The organism is Paenibacillus sp. FSL R7-0313 (assembly GCF_037969885.1).
Taxonomy (GTDB): Bacteria; Bacillota; Bacilli; order Paenibacillales; family Paenibacillaceae; genus Paenibacillus.
The window spans coordinates 6,493,685-6,507,270 of sequence record NZ_CP150219.1 but is presented as its reverse complement, the minus strand read 5'-3'; the positions used below and the strand labels follow the sequence as shown (position 1 = coordinate 6,507,270).

The window sequence follows — 13,586 nt, the reverse complement described above, 5'->3', positions numbered from 1 at the left end:
TGGTTGTATGAATAATGAACAGGTGTTGGAGCATTTAAGAAGTAAGATTACAGCTCCTAACCAGGAAGTCGCGGCAGAAACCTCTGCGCATGTGGATTCGTTGACGAAGCCGCCGGGAAGTCTGGGCAAATTGGAAGAGCTGGTGATCCGCCTGGCAGGTATGACGGGCAATGCACGTCCGCGTTTTGATCACCGGGCGGTCATTGTCATGGCCGCAGATCACGGCGTAGTAGAAGAAGGCATTAGTGCTTTTCCTGCTGAAGTGACTCCGCAGATGGTCCTGAATTTCCTCGCTGGGGGCGCAGCCGTGAATGTGCTTGCCCGCCACGCCGGAGCTGATGTGATCTGTGTGGATATCGGGGTGAATGCCGATCTTGAACATCCGGACCTGCTTTCCCGTAAAATTCGTAAAGGCACGGCCAACATGGCCCGAGGGGCAGCGATGACCCGGGATGAGGCAGTTCGGGCTATCCTTGCAGGAGCCGAAGTTGTATCGGCAGAGGTGGCGAAGGGAACACAGCTGTTTGTCACCGGGGAGATGGGAATTGGTAACACCACTGCAAGTGCTGCGGTAATGAGCGCGTTAACCGGAGTTGCACCAGCTGCCGCTGTGGGGAGAGGTACAGGGATTGATGATGCAGGCTTGCAGCGCAAGGCTGCTGTAGTCAGCCAGGCGCTTAGCGTAAACGCACCGAACCCGGATGATGCACTTGATGTCCTGTGCAAGGTGGGGGGACTGGAGATTGCCGGACTCACGGGGGTTATCCTCGCCGCCGCTGCTCATCGTTGCCCGGTCGTTGTAGATGGGTTCATCTCTACAGCGGCAGCGCTGGTGGCGAGACAACTTGCACCTCTGAGTACGGCTTATATGATCGCTTCTCATACTTCACATGAAAATGGACATGGAGCGCTGCTGCGTGAACTGGAGCTGAAATCGATGCTGGATCTGGACATGCGTCTGGGTGAAGGCACAGGCGGCGTGCTCAGTCTTCATCTGATTGACGCAGCATGTCTCATTCTGAACGAGATGGCAACCTTTGCAAGCGCGGGTGTCTCGGACGGGGCAAGCCATGCTTCGGACTCTGCTGCGTCGGTTGATTCATCCCTGCAAGGAGAGAGTTCCCGATGAGCGTACTGGTGACAGGCGGCGCACGCAGTGGCAAAAGCTCCTTTGCCGAGCGTCTCTGCATGCAACGTTCCTCGGAGGCCTGGTATGTGGCGACAGCTCAGGCCTACGATGATGAAATGCGTGAGCGTATCGCCATGCATCAGCATCAGCGTGAGGCATCGGGATATCTGTGGCATACAACGGAAGAGCCGATACATCTGCCTGCTTTGATAAACCGCATGGGTGAAGGGCATACAGGGACTTCTGCACCCACCGTTCTGGTGGATTGCCTGACGCTGTGGCTGACAAATGTTTTGTTAGCGCATGAGCATGACGAGAAGCAGGTGTTACAGGGACATTTGGACGCGCTGGTTGAAGCGATTCGAACCTATCCCGGTTTACTTGTTCTGGTTACGAATGAAGTAGGGGACGGGATCGTACCGGAATATGCCCTTGGCAGGAGATATCGGGATTTGGCCGGTGTACTGAATCAGCGCATTGCGGCGATATGTGGTGAAGTGTTTCTGGTGACCGTAGGCATTGCGATTGAACTAAAAAGCAAGGAGTACCGCTTATGAAGGATGGCACGCCTGCTCCTCAGCGCAAACATGCGGCGGCAGCCGCTTTTCAATTTTTGTCCCGTTTCCCTGTCAAAATGCAAATCGATTTTGTCCCGCCGCTGCTGCGGGAAAGTGTTGTCTTTTACCCGCTGGTCGGTGCAGCAATTGGTCTGTGTGTCTGGCTCATGGGAGCCTTAAGCGGTGCAGTGCTTCCCGCCTTCCCGGCTGCCATCCTAACCTTGACGTTATGGGTATGGCTCACCGGAGGGCTCCATCTTGACGGATGGATGGATACGGCGGATGGTTTGCTCAGTTATCGTACCCGTGAACGAATGCTGGAGATTATGAAGGACAGCCGTGTAGGGGCCATGGGCGTGATCGCCTGCGTCTTGCTGCTGATGATGAAAGCGGCGCTGATCGCCGATTTTATTGCCCAGGGTCACTGGGTGTACGGTGCGCTGCTGATCCTGCCCATGATCTGGAGCCGCTGGTTCATGGTGTATGCGATGTCGGCCTGGCCGAATGCACGCGGAGATGATGGACTTGCCGTATTGTTCAAAGGTCTCGGTGAGCGGAAGGAAGTCCAGCGTGCAGGCAGCTCAGCCGTGGGGTTGACCTTGATCGCAGGGGCAGTTACGTATGCCGCGGTGTGGCTTTTCAAGCCGGATATGGGGATTGCAGATGCGATGGTGAGTGGGCTGGGAACACTGCCATGGTGGCTATACCCGGTGACGGCGGTTATCGTACTGCCTGTGGCGTGTTATTATATCGGCCGATTCGTGGCTGCCCGGATCAGTGAACGGCTCGGCGGTTTAACCGGGGATACGTATGGTGCCATGAATGAACTGCTGGAGGCGGCTTTGTTGACCGTGCTGAGCGTGCTTCAAGGACTGTTCTGGCTGTAACTTTTGAAGTAAGAAGCAGTATAGAAAGTGTTACGCATGAGGTTGGGAGCAAGGTGATCTGGATATAACACGGAGACAGGGGGAGAGAGCGTGGAAGATAGGCCATCACAACCAGCGGCGGTACTGATGCTGCAAGGAACGGCTTCCGATGTAGGCAAAAGTGTCATCACAACGGCATTGTGCCGGATTTTTAAGCAGGATGGCTTCAAGCCAGCCCCGTTTAAATCACAGAACATGGCACTGAATTCCTATGTGACGGAAGATGGCAAGGAGATTGGTCGGGCTCAGGGGGCACAAGCTGAAGCCTGCGGTATTGAGGCGACAACCGACATGAACCCGATCCTGATCAAACCGGTGCGGGACATGCATTCGCAGATCGTGGTACACGGTGTACCTTTTGCCCAGATGAGTGCATCAGGTTATCGCCAGAAGTTCCTGCCTGAAGCAAAGCAGACGGTGATGGATGCGTTGAATCGGCTACGGGATACCTATGATATTGTGCTGATGGAAGGAGCGGGCAGTCCGGCCGAGATCAATCTGAAGGACCGGGATATCGTCAACATGAATCTGGCAGGCTGGGCCGATGCGCCGGTGATTCTGATCTCCGATATTGATCGGGGCGGAGTGTTTGCTTCCATTGTAGGTACGCTGGAGCTGCTGGAACCCCATGAGGTGGCGCGAGTCAAAGGGTTCATTATCAACAAGTTCCGCGGTGATCTGTCCCTGTTGCAGCCGGGACTCGACTGGCTCGAAGAACGGACAGGCATTCCAGTATTAGGTGTGTTGCCTTACATAAGAGATATTCAGATTGAAGCAGAGGATTCAGTGGTGCTGGACTCCATGCGTCATGGGAAATCCGGCAAAACCGAGCTGGATCTGGCGGTGATCCGATATCCGCGAATTTCCAACTTTACAGACTTTGATGCACTTTCCCGTGAACCGGATGTGAATGTGCGTTACGTGACCTCGCCAGAGGAATTGGGCAGTCCTGATGCCATTCTTCTACCGGGTACGAAGGACACCATAGGTGACCTGGCATATCTGCGTGAGTCTGGACTGGAGCAAGCGATTGCCAGCCAGACCGAACGTGATAACGTTCAGCTCGTAGGGATATGTGGTGGATACCAGATGCTTGGAAGACATCTGAAGGACCCCTTTGCTGTGGAGGCGAATCAGATTCAGGAAGCGAAGGGACTTGGCTGGCTTCCGCTATCGACAACATTTCTTCAGGAAAAACAGACAGTCAGGGCTTCCGGACGGGTGCAACCTCAGAATCCGATTCGTCTGTTTGGTGAACCAGATGTGGAAACATCTCCATTACCTATTCATGGATATGAGATCCATATGGGTGTTACAGAGTGCCACGAGCCTGAACGTGTAACCGCACTATTTGAAATATCCCATCCAGGTGGCCAACCTTTCCAAGAAGGCTGGGGCTCAGTAGATGGCAGCGTGTGGGGAACCTACCTGCATGGTTTGTTTGAAAGTGATCAATTCCGACGTTCTTGGCTGAATGCCTTGCGTGAAGGAAAGGGACTGGCTCCACTTCAGGAGACATATAGTGCGCATGAACGTAAGGAGATGGAGTTCGATCGGGTAGCCGAATCGTTGCGTTTGGCATTGGATATGAAACGTGTGTACGAGATTATGGGTGTTCAGGCACCCAAGTGAAACAACAATACCCCCATGCCCGACAACCCGTTCTCTAGAAACGGAATGTTAGCGGCATGGGGGTATTGTATATCCTATGATTAAATGAGGTTTAAAACAGGTGATGATAGGTTAATGGTTAACCTGTTAGTTTATTTTGAAATTCTTCATAGCGGATTGCAGCTCTACAGCTTGTTCATGCAGATGACGAACTGTATTCGAATGTGAATCCATCTCGCTGAGCTGAAGATCTGCTGTTGAAGCAATCTGTAGCATACTTTCACGGGATTTGGTCGTAATCTGTGCCGTTTCTTCAACGGACGCACTCACTTCTTCAGCACCAGCAGATACTTGTTGTGTAGAAGCAGAGACGGTCTGAATGGTCAGATTCACGTTCTGGATCAATTCATTCAGCTGCTGGAAGGCTGAGCCTGCTTGTTGAACAACAGTTGTACCTGAACCAATCTCCTGGGTTACACGGTTCATGGCGTCAACGGAACGTTCAGCGTCTTCACGAATGGTACCCAGATAATCCGAAATTTCTTCGGTGGCTGTCTTGGATTGCTCGGCAAGTTTGCGAACTTCTCCAGCAACAACAGCGAATCCGCGGCCATGTTCTCCGGCACGTGCTGCTTCAATGGAGGCGTTGAGTGACAGCATGTTAATCTGTTTGGTGATTTCAAAAATGGAAGCAACAATGGTGCCGATAGCTACCGAACGTTCATTCATAGTTTCGACATAACGCAACGATTCGCTTGCTGTCTGGCCTACACGCTCCATCTGCTCAATGGCATTCTGAGCCAGTCGGTTACCGTTAACTGCCTCGTTGGCTGCTTCACCAATCTGGTCAGATACTTCAGCGGAAGAAGAAGCAATATGCATGATACCTTGCGTAATTTCTTCCATAGCTCTCGCGTTCTCGGATGCGCTTGAGGCAATGCTGATGCTGCCTTTTTCTGCATCTTCTGCGGAGCGGCTGGAGTTTCGAACCATACCAGACATCGATTCAACTCGCTGAAGCAGGTCATTGGAACCTGACACAACTTCATTGGATGTAGACAAGGCACGGCTAATCATTTCTTTCAGGTTATGCGTCATCGTCTGGAAGCTTGCGGCAAGCTGGGCAATTTCATCTTTGCCTTTGATCTCTAGCTCAGCGGTCAGATCGCCTTGGGAAATTTGTTTACTATGTTGGACAAGCTTGATGATCGGTTTGGTCACTCTTTTGATCATACTAGTGGAGATAAGCCACCCGAGCACAAACACTAATGCTGTAATCCCAAGACATAACCAGAAAATCTGGGTAATCTTGTCTTGAATGAACTGGGCATCCATGCTCACAGCCATAATCATGTTACTTCCTGCAATGGGGATAAAGGCTGCTTTATGTACACCAAAGGAATCGGAGTAGACCTCACTGATTACCATTTCTTTGTTCTCAATAGCTGCATTCATTGCGGGTTCTACACTGATCTCATCCTGCGCTTTCATGCCTGAGGAAGAGTTGGCAACAACCACTTTGGCTGAGCCATCTTGAATAGCAACAACGTAAGCCGCATCCAAATTATGTTCTTTTGCTTTATCTGCCAGATACGATTCCACGGTCATGGCAGCACCTTCAGAACCGGCTCCGCCACTCTGTACCTGTAGGATTTTGGATGCTGAAGTATTCTTGTATATATCCTGAATGGACGTGTTTAGGACTTTGTCAAACTGCGGCAGCACGTAGCTTTGAATAATATTCATCGAAACGGCGTAAAAACTAATACTGAACAACAGGGAAGCAACCAGCAGAACGAGGAACAAAGTGCCTCTGATTTTACCGGCAACGGTGCGATTACGAAACATATGATCATCCTTTCACGTCAAGTTCATTAACATTGTCGCTTTTCCGTAATCCTAAGACCTATCTACCAATGAAGAAAGACCTAAATTATACGTTGAGAAAACTTGGGAATAAGCGGATATACCTATATTACAAAATTAACCGGAGGTTGAATAGAACAATTTTCACGATTTGGTGTATTTTTTTCAGAAATAGATGAATCTGTTACATGCATATTACATAATATCAATTAATACCTACCAGAATAGTTTGTTATATGTTATATTGTAAAATGTCTTTGTCGGAAGTACAAAAGATAAAAGAGAAAATCGGATATTTTCCGGTTACACACATACCTGAGGAGGATTTAAAAGAAATGGATACTTTTCTAGTCATATTGAATGTAGTGGTTATGCTTGCCTTACTTGGCATCCTCTACTGGATGCAGAAAAAGCATATCTCCTTTACGAAACGCGTATTTGCGGGTCTGGGACTGGGGGTTGTGTACGGGGTTATTCTTCAATTGGTGTACACATCAGGTTCTGATGTAGTTACGAAATCAGTCGATTGGTTCAATCTGGTCGGTTCAGGATATGTTCGTTTGTTGCAAATGGTCGTGATCCCATTGATCATGGTGTCCATCATCTCGGCCATTATGAATCTGAAGGGCAAACAAAATCTCGGCAAGATGAGTGTTTCCATTATTGCCATTCTGTTGATCACGACAGCGATTGCCGCAGGGGTCAGCATTGTGACCAGTCTGGGCTTCAACCTGACTTCCATTGAGATTCAAGGAGGAGACCGGGAGAATGCGCAGATTCAGAAGGTGGAGGAACGGCTTGTTGATGTGAAGGATCAGACCATCCCGCAGCAAGTGCTAGAATTCATTCCTTCGAATCCATTTGCAGATATGACAGGAGAACGTCGTACATCCACACTGGCGGTGGTTATCTTCTCCGCGTTTATCGGTGTAGCCGTACTTGGACTGGATCGCAAAAAACCACAGCAGGCGGAGACGTTCCGCGGTATGGTTAATGCGGTGTATGCGGTGGTTATGCGAATTGTTACACTGGTGCTGAGGCTTACGCCTTACGGGATTTTAGCACTGATTACAAAGGTAACGGCGACAACCAATGCGGAAGAGATATTAAAGCTCATCAAATTCGTGATTGCGTCTTATATCGCGCTGGCGATCATGTTTATTATTCATCTGATCATTATCTCTCTGTCCGGCTTCAACCCGGTTACGTATTTGAAGAAGGTGTTGCCAACACTGGTATTTGCCTTTACGTCCCGTTCAAGTGCAGCGGCGATCCCGCTGAATGTGGAGACACAGACGAAGAAACTCGGCGTATCGGACGGCATTGCGAACCTGTCTGCAAGCTTTGGGGCTACGATTGGGCAAAACGGCTGCGCCGGGATCTATCCGGCCATGCTGGCGGTGATGATTGCTCCGACGGTCGGCATCGACCCGCTGAGCTGGGACTTCATTGTGACTTTGATCCTCGTAGTCATGATCAGTTCGTTTGGTGTGGCTGGCGTTGGCGGCGGGGCAACCTTCGCTTCCCTGATCGTATTGTCCACCATGAATCTGCCTGTGGCTCTGGTTGGACTGCTCATTTCCGTGGAGCCGCTGATCGACATGGGTCGTACAGCGCTTAACGTGAACGGGTCGATGACATCAGGACTCGTGACGAGCAGAATTTTGAAGGAAAACGATCGGGACACGTTTAACGATCAAAGCCGTGAGCTGGATTCTGCGGCTCAGGCTTAATACAGAATGGGATTAGATAAAAGCTCACATTAAGATAGCTAGAGCCGTCTACAAATCAAGTGAGAAAAGCCGTCCTTCGGAGGAATCCGGAGGGCGGTTTTTTTTTGCGGAAATCAAGCTAAACTGTGCACGGTGGTGAAGCAGTCTTCTTTTTCGATACATGGTGCAAGGGGAATAGGGGTAGTAAAAACTAGTATGGTCAAGAGGGAAGCGGGAGGAATATAGAAGGGATCGTAGTCACTCAGGCACACTTGGAGTTATTTAGTTCTGTTCATGGGACGAGAAATGTGATAGAGTATTCATGTTTTGGCCCTGAGCCAAACCGCGGTTCGTAACCATCCCGCGTAATCAAAACTAGGAAGGCAGTGTATGTATTTATGTTTAACTTAGGGTGGGGAGCAGTTTTTGTTCTCGTAACTTATGGATTTTTCTTGCTGTGTTACCGCTTGTTCGGTAAAAAAGGTCTCTATGCCTGGATTGGTGTGGCTACGGTTATAGCCAACATTCAGGTGACCAAAACGATAGATATCATGGGAATCGTGCTGACGCTTGGTAACACGATGTATGTCAGCATGTACCTGACCAGTGACCTTCTTAATGAGAAGTATGGACCAGGTGAGGCACGCAAAGCCGTATGGTTCGGTTTTTTTACGTTGATCATGACGACGGTTCTGATGCAGATGGTGTTGTTCTTTGACCCGGCACCGACGGACTTTGCACAGGAATCCATGGCGAAGCTGTTCGGTCTGCTGCCACGTCTGGCACTCGGAAGTCTGACGGCTTACTTTATCAGTCAGTTCCTGGATGTACGATTGTACTCCTGGCTGCGCAAGGTGGCCCCAGGACGCAATCAGTTGTGGATACGCACCAACGGTAGTTCGATCATCAGTTCATTTGTGGATACACTGGTGTTCTGCACAATCGCGTTTGCGTTTATCTACCCTTGGGATGTTTGGCTGGAAATCTTCCTGACGACGTATATTATCAAATTTGTATTAACTGCGGTTGGAACACCGTTTCTGTATGCCGCACGCAGCTTTAAGTTTAAGGATGAAGCTTAGACAATATTCAAAGAGTATCACTTAAAATCACCCTCTGCGCAGTCAATTGTAATTCGGACTCAGCAAGGGTTTTTTTCATAGAAAAGTCCCGAAACAAGAAAAATCCTTTTTACATTTTTATGAAAAAGTTATAATATAAACGACCTGTCGTTTATGAGCGTGTATCATTTATTATTAGCCAACAATGACTTCATACAAAGGGGAATCGCACATGTATTCTACACTGCGTTATACACTGGAAAGCAATGGCACAACCTACGAGAATGATAACATTAATGCCTCGTTATTGGTGGAGTTGATCTCCAATCTGGAATTGCATGAATACGTAGTACTTAAACCTTCGGAGCTGGTGGAGGGAAGTATGTATATGCAGGCTGCTGCGCTTGAGGAACCAGGGCAAATGGTGGCGGAGATTCGTTTGCAGGAAGGCGAGGACGGTTTCCTGCATTACAGCTACAGCACAACAGATACAACTGGGATTATTCAATGGTTTCTGGATTACTGGGGGAAGCAACAGTTGCCACAGCTAGAGTCTTGGCAGGATATCACGCATGAGTTTGACTAATGGTAAATGAGTGAGCAGGAATAAGATTACGTAGAATGCAGACGGAGTAATTTAGGATATGCTTTGTATTAATTAAAATCCCGCAACCCATGATATTCATGGATTCGCGGGATTTTTGTGTTCGCGTGTGTATTTTATATTATTGAAGATACAGTTCAGCACAGTTGCGTGCAGTTTAGTTCATGATACATAATATCGGCTGAGCATTGGATGTATATGGGCTGTTTTTGACATAGATCCAATTGAATTAGTCGGTAAGGATTTGCAGTTCTTTTGGATATGTTGTCAGAACTTCGACACCCGTCTCGGTCACAATTACATCATCCTCGATACGAACGCCGCCTGCTGCGGTATAGATGCCCGGTTCAATCGTGAATACGGTACCTTCATTCAGGATGTCCATATTCTCTCCATGGAGGGAAGGATACTCATGTACGTCGATACCCAATCCGTGGCCTACTCTATGCATAAAACGTTCGCCGTATCCCGCTACTTCCGTTACCTGGCGTGCTGCACGATCCACTTCGGCGCAGGTAATGCCTGGTTTCACGATTTGGATAGCAGCTTCGTTCGCTGCGAGCACAGTGTCATAGATGGTTTTGAGTTCAGGTGAGATGTCACCAAAGGCGAATGTACGTGTGATATCCGAGGCATATCCTCCAGCATACACACCCATGTCAAACATCAACAGGTCACCATGTTGCAGTTTCCGTTCACCCGGTGTACCGTGTGGCAGACCTGTTTTGGGTCCCGTGAGCACCATGGTATCAAAGGAAGGGCCATCGGCACCCAGCTTTTTCATCTGATACTCCATCTCTGCGACAAGTTCAATCTCGGTTACGCCTGCACGAACATGAGAGAGGCCTTGACGAAGAGTTTCTTCAATTAGATGAATGGCGTGGCGAATGCGGGCTACTTCATCTGGTGTTTTTTTCACACGTAATGTGCGAAGCAACGGGCCAACATCTTCAAAGCTGGCTGCACCCAGAGCGGCGGTCAACTGCTCATAACGTGCGACCGTCACGTATTCTTTCTCGAGACCAACCCGGCCCAAGCGCCCCTGATAACGATCAAACAAAGCGTACGGATTATCCGTATCCGTGTGCGTGGCAATGTTGGATACCGAGGAAGCGGCAGCGGCAGCTTCTGCGTCCAGTGCGGGTACAATCAACAGGGGCTCTTCGCCGCGTGCAAGAACCAGACCAAGGAAGCGTTCATGCGGATTGCTCGCAAATCCAGTTAAATAGTAGATATGTTTCGGATCTGTGATCAGCATGGCGTCCAATCCTTGCCCGGACAGATCGGCTTCAAGACGAGATAAAGGGTTTTGATTCATAAGTGTAGTTGTCCACCTTTCCATTCATACTATCCTTCTATTATAAAAGATTATGATGGAATTCCAAACTGCGATGATTTCATGTCCTCGGGATCCCTTGAATTCTCGGTTTAAGCGGCTGGTATGAAGGGTAATACAGGGCGAAACCGCTTTACACATGAATAATAACACCACAACAATAGAGTACAATATATTAACAATACGTTGAAGCTTGGCTTAATTATTTTATACAAAAGAACGATATGCGAAGGGAGATGTAGTCATGAATAATCGAGTAAACGTTCCGCTGTATGCTTCATTATTAAGTGTGGCACTGTTAACCGCGTCATGTTCTTCAGGCGAAACCTTTACGGGAGGGACAGAGCAGACGTCTCAGGGACAGGGAACAGGTCAGGGACAGACAGCCAACGGCGGCAATACCAGTGTGGGTGGAAAAGAGAGTGAAGCGCAGGGGGAGACGGTTATTCCGTATCAGGCGTCCGTTCTGGTTGAAGGATTGAATGCACCATGGGAGATTGTAAGTGTGCCTGATGGTCGGATGTTTGTAACGGAACGCCCTGGTGCGATTCGGGTCATTGAGGATGGAAAACTGGCCTCTGAACCACTGATTGAATTCTCAGCTCCGTTTAATGAAGAAGGGGAAGGAGGTCTGTTGGGTCTTGCAGCTGATCCGGACTTTGAGGAGAACGGTTACTTGTATGCATACCACTCCTATCTCGAAGGCGACAACATTGCCAATCGGGTTTTACGCCTCAAGGTGAATGATGGCAAAGCGGTCATAGATAAAGAACTACTAGGTAACATTCCAGGCGGAACAAATCATAACGGTGGGCGGATCAAGATTGGCCCGGACAAGTTGCTCTATATCACAACAGGTGAGCGGTATGAACCGGAACTGTCACAGAACCAAGATAGCCTTGGAGGTAAAATATTGCGGATAGGTCTCGACGGATCGATCCCGGCAGACAACCCATGGCCGAATTCACCTGTATACAGTATGGGACACCGTAACGCACAGGGACTGGCCTGGAACCCGGACAACGGTTATCTCTACTCCACTGAGCATGGTCAGCGTAATCATGATGAGATCAACCGGATTGTAGCTGGTGAGAATTATGGCTGGCCTGAGGTGGAGGGAGACAACGATGACAATGGCGCATATCAGGCTCCGCTTGCACATAGTGGGAATGATACATGGGCACCGTCTGGTGTAGCTTTTGTTGAAGAAGGACCTTGGGCTGGATCACTGATTGCTGCGAATCTGCGTGGAGAGCAGTTGCTGAAAGTTACTCTTTCGGAGGATGGTACACAGGTCGAGCAGGTGGAACCGATCTTCGAAGATGAATGGGGTCGAATTCGCAATGTGAGTGCTGGTGAGGACGGAAAGTTATACGTGCTTACGAACAATCGGGATGGACGAGGATCGCCACGAGATGGAGATGACAAGCTGATTGTACTTACTCCGGAGAGCTAAGTCGGGGTCAAAGGAGATAAAATCAGTGTTACAGGACAGCGTCGAACCGGATTGGTATCCCCGTAAGGTTGAGGATGGAGTAAGTTTAAAACGAACGGTTGCCGCTTAACTTTAAGCCAAAGCCCTGAAGTGCCCTAATCTGAATCGCTCTAAATAAAATTATTCTAACGAACCTGACGCACCTTAAATAGAGGTTTGGTGGCGTTCATAGTATATAACGAACCTCAGTCACGTTATATCGCCAAAATTCACTAGAAACCTGCCGAAAAACCAATGAAATGAGTAACTAAGGTGTCTGGAGTTCGTTAGAAAATACTGATACTCAAAATTCTGCGTATAGGGTGTCAGAGATTCGTTACAAAACAACTCCAGTGCAGTAGTATATGCACATGGTTAGTTAATTAAAGGAGCTGTTCCCGTCAAATTCATGACTTATGGGACAGCTCCTTGATTGTAATGTATGTGTCGCCCTAATCTTGAATGAGCTACTCCGCACAATGCCGCACGAAGAGAAACAGCGTTAATAGGATGCTTGTGTCATTCCAAAAATACTCACAGCTCCGCGTTCTTTACTACTCTGCGCTCTCCGCAAGTGTGGCAATGCGCTGAGCGGGATCATTCGTGTACTCTCCACCGTGATAACAGAGGACTTTATCGAGCTTAAGGTCGGTCAGTTTCTTCAGGCTTCGTAGCGCTTCAGGCATGTCCGGTGTCGCGGGTGGCGCTGGGCCAACCAGTTCATCATCGACCACACGAAGTTCATCGGCAGCGAGCAGGAACTGCTGCTCACCGAAATACAGGCAGATATGACCTGGGGTATGTCCCGGTGTATGAATAACCTGTGTACCACCTTGAAGGGGTAACAAGTCTCCGTCCGCCAGTGTTCTGCTGATGTTCACTTCAGGCAGCTGCAAGAGCAGTTGATCTGCCAGTGCCAATACGGGCGCGGGCAGCAACGCACGACGTTCAGGCGTGAACTTTATCAAAGATTTCTCACCTGTTAGATATGGAATCTCGTCGGCATGTGCCCAGATTTCCAGATCGGGAATAGCATCCAGAAGAGCGCCCAGATTACCGATATGATCGATGTCCTGATGGGTAATAATCACACGTTTGACGTCCGAGAGTTGAACGCCTTCTTGTTCCAAAGCGGATTGAAGTTCAGCAAATTGTCCAATCATGCCTGTATCCACCAGGGTTACCCCATCTTCGTCACGAAGCATGACGGGGAATATGGGGCTGTTCCCAGAAGGTGTGGGAATCTGAAGATTTAGCACAGTAATCGAAGTTGTTGGATGGCTCATGGTTGTCCGGACCGTAGTCCGGTA

Annotated in this window: 11 protein-coding genes; 8 read left to right on the top strand and 3 right to left on the bottom strand. The window is 49.1% G+C overall.

What is annotated here, in order from left to right:
• Positions 1-7 precede the first annotated feature (7 nt).
• The 4 genes from cobT to NSQ38_RS28500 all read left to right on the top strand — a co-directional run bounded on the left by cobT (position 8) and on the right by NSQ38_RS28500 (position 4,244).
• Positions 8-1,129, top strand: coding sequence for a nicotinate-nucleotide--dimethylbenzimidazole phosphoribosyltransferase (cobT, locus tag NSQ38_RS28515; protein WP_339785434.1), 1,122 nt, complete (start codon positions 8-10; stop codon positions 1,127-1,129).
• Positions 1,126-1,686 (top strand): bifunctional adenosylcobinamide kinase/adenosylcobinamide-phosphate guanylyltransferase, encoded by a 561-nt coding sequence (cobU, locus tag NSQ38_RS28510; RefSeq protein WP_338592325.1) that lies wholly within the window; start codon positions 1,126-1,128, stop codon positions 1,684-1,686. Before cobT ends, cobU begins: the two co-directional genes overlap by 4 nt.
• Positions 1,683-2,573 carry an adenosylcobinamide-GDP ribazoletransferase gene (gene cobS / locus NSQ38_RS28505; RefSeq protein ID WP_339785432.1) on the top strand — a complete coding sequence of 297 codons (891 nt, stop codon included), beginning with the start codon at positions 1,683-1,685 and terminating at the stop codon, positions 2,571-2,573. Before cobU ends, cobS begins: the two co-directional genes overlap by 4 nt.
• A 126-nt stretch (positions 2,574-2,699) precedes the next feature.
• Positions 2,700-4,244 (top strand): cobyric acid synthase, encoded by a 1,545-nt coding sequence (locus NSQ38_RS28500; protein ID WP_339790749.1) that lies wholly within the window; start codon positions 2,700-2,702, stop codon positions 4,242-4,244.
• A 126-nt stretch (positions 4,245-4,370) separates the two neighbouring features.
• On the opposite strand, the gene NSQ38_RS28495 is transcribed toward NSQ38_RS28500, so the two are convergent.
• The gene (locus NSQ38_RS28495) at positions 4,371-6,071 is read right to left on the bottom strand and encodes a methyl-accepting chemotaxis protein (protein WP_289391560.1); all 1,701 of its coding nucleotides are present in this window, start codon (positions 6,069-6,071) and stop codon (positions 4,371-4,373) included.
• Between the two features lie 353 nt (positions 6,072-6,424).
• Between NSQ38_RS28495 and NSQ38_RS28490 the strand changes: the two genes are divergently transcribed.
• From NSQ38_RS28490 to NSQ38_RS28480, 3 genes are all read left to right on the top strand, one after another.
• Complete coding sequence (locus NSQ38_RS28490; RefSeq protein WP_091033512.1) at positions 6,425-7,822, top strand: L-cystine transporter; 1,398 nt, start codon at positions 6,425-6,427, stop codon at positions 7,820-7,822.
• A 377-nt stretch (positions 7,823-8,199) separates the two neighbouring features.
• Positions 8,200-8,883: a queuosine precursor transporter gene (locus tag NSQ38_RS28485; RefSeq protein WP_017689950.1), complete on the top strand. Its 684-nt coding sequence runs from the start codon at positions 8,200-8,202 to the stop codon at positions 8,881-8,883.
• Between the two features lie 211 nt (positions 8,884-9,094).
• The gene (locus tag NSQ38_RS28480) at positions 9,095-9,448 is read left to right on the top strand and encodes a hypothetical protein (protein ID WP_249911471.1); all 354 of its coding nucleotides are present in this window, start codon (positions 9,095-9,097) and stop codon (positions 9,446-9,448) included.
• Positions 9,449-9,695: 247 nt separating this feature from the next.
• Here the strand turns inward: NSQ38_RS28480 and NSQ38_RS28475 are convergent, their stop codons facing one another.
• Positions 9,696-10,784, bottom strand: a complete 1,089-nt coding sequence (locus NSQ38_RS28475) for a Xaa-Pro peptidase family protein (RefSeq protein ID WP_339785430.1) — start codon at positions 10,782-10,784, stop codon at positions 9,696-9,698.
• Positions 10,785-11,046: 262 nt separating this feature from the next.
• On the opposite strand from NSQ38_RS28475, the gene NSQ38_RS28470 reads away from it, so the two are divergent.
• On the top strand, positions 11,047-12,258 hold the full coding sequence (locus NSQ38_RS28470) for a PQQ-dependent sugar dehydrogenase (RefSeq protein WP_339785428.1): 1,212 nt from the start codon (positions 11,047-11,049) through the stop codon (positions 12,256-12,258).
• A 572-nt stretch (positions 12,259-12,830) separates the two neighbouring features.
• On the opposite strand, the gene NSQ38_RS28465 is transcribed toward NSQ38_RS28470, so the two are convergent.
• On the bottom strand, positions 12,831-13,562 hold the full coding sequence (locus NSQ38_RS28465) for an MBL fold metallo-hydrolase (protein ID WP_338592343.1): 732 nt from the start codon (positions 13,560-13,562) through the stop codon (positions 12,831-12,833).
• Between the last annotated feature and the right edge of the window lie 24 nt (positions 13,563-13,586).